Raw genomic sequence first — 1,173 nt, forward strand, 5'->3', positions numbered from 1 at the left:
GCCAGGTCGGACGCGGGCTTCTTGGAACGGAAGGTCCAGCTCGCGTCGATCCGCGTGGAGGCGGCGGCGACCTTGACGCTCCGCTTGACCGAGGTGGTCAGCTTGTACTCGGCGTCACCGGACGGGACCTTGAACATCTTCTCGCCGAACAGCGGGTCGTCGTGCGAACCGACCTTGGTGCCGTTGCGGTAGAGGGAGGTGTTCACCGAGGTGAAGAGCGACGAACCGGCGTGCTTGGCACCGTCGGCGAACAGCGGCAGGTAGCCGTAGATGTTGTTGCGCTCGCGGTACAGGCCGAAGTCGGCGTTCAGGTTCGGGCCGAAGACGGCCGTGTTGAACTTCTTCGAGTAGGTCCGGCCGGCCTTGAAGGTCTGGTCGGAGCCGAGCGTGTAGTACGCCTCGGTGATCGGCCAGCCCTCGGCGTCGACGCCGCCGATCTGCTCGAAGTCCAGTCCCCACTTCACACCGGAGGTGGTGGACAGGTACAGCGTGCGGGTGCCGGGCAGCTTCTGGCTGATGCCGATCGAGGAGGCACCGCTGACGTCGGGCAGCCAGCCCACGGCGCCGACGGCGCCCTTCTTGCCGCTGGACGAGGCGCCCATGCCGACCTTCACGGTGGCCAGTTCGCTCGCCTTGTAGTGCTTGGTGTAACCGGTGGCGAGCTGCTGGACCTTGCCGCCGCCGACGACGGAGTACTGGGCCTTGGCGCCCTTGCTCCAGTGGCCGTCCCAGTGCTGGCTCAGCGAACCGTCGGTGATCTTCGGACCGAGGCCCTTGGAACCGAAGTTGGCGTAGCTGTCCAGGAACCAGACGAACCCGTAGCCCGAGTCGCCCACCGTGAGGTCGAAGCCCGGCGAGGCGAACTCCGACTTGGCGGCCGCGTCCGGAACGGTGATGTCCACCGGCTTGGCGGTACGGGCGTCCAGCGTGACCGTCGTGTTCTTGTTGACGGTCAGCTTCGGCTGGGCCAGCCAGTCGAGGCCCTTCGTGGCGTCGTCGGCGTCCACGGAGATGTTGGAGTCCAGGATGTACCCGCCCTTGGGCACACGCACCGTGGCCGTGCCGTCGGCGTCGTACGGGAAGTAGAACTTGTCCCGGGCGAGACCCGAGGTACCCAGCAGGAAGGCGCCCCAGTTCTCGGACGGGGTGCCGTCCCGGTTGATGGCCTTCAGC

The 1,173-nt window shown here is 66.9% G+C and carries 1 pseudogene; it reads right to left on the reverse strand.

Annotated features, from left to right (window positions below):
- Positions 1-1,173, reverse strand: a pseudogene (locus tag ICC28_RS39965) (peptidase S8); the annotation flags it as partial.

Source organism: Streptomyces sp. TRM68416, from assembly GCF_014596915.1.
Lineage (GTDB): Bacteria > Actinomycetota > Actinomycetes > Streptomycetales > Streptomycetaceae > Streptomyces.